The sequence below is a fragment of the Acinetobacter lactucae genome, assembly GCF_013344765.1.
Classification (GTDB): domain Bacteria; phylum Pseudomonadota; class Gammaproteobacteria; order Pseudomonadales; family Moraxellaceae; genus Acinetobacter; species Acinetobacter lactucae_A.
Genome location: NZ_JABVBF010000457.1, coordinates 1 through 371 on the forward strand (window position 1 = coordinate 1; position 371 = coordinate 371).

The window sequence follows — 371 nt, forward strand, 5'->3', positions numbered from 1 at the left end:
TGCACCACCGCTTAAGGTCAATGAGTTGCTATAACCGTATCGGATCGCACCTGATGCAAAGGTGGCATCGTCATAGTCATTTGAATACAGCCCATAGTTATAGCGTGGAATACCGACATCTACTGAAAACTCATTAATCCCTTTTGCCAGAATCTTGGAAGAAAAATAGTAAGGCTTCTTGGTAATGCTCTGCTGTCCCGTTGCATCGGTAGTCACCAGGGTAACTTCATTTCCGGAAATAAACGGAAGCTGCTTAATATCAAATGGGCCTGATGGGACTAGCCCTGAATAAATCTTTTGCTGGTTGACGTATAGATCTAAAGTTGAAGGCAATGCAGCCGAACCGGAGAATTGCGGCAGTGCCGAGGTGA

1 protein-coding gene is annotated in these 371 nt (G+C 45.3%); it reads right to left on the bottom strand.

The annotated features are described in order from the left end of the window. The coding region (locus tag HUN22_RS18455) for a fimbria/pilus outer membrane usher protein (protein WP_174732131.1) at window positions 1-371 on the bottom strand (371 nt) is incomplete at both ends.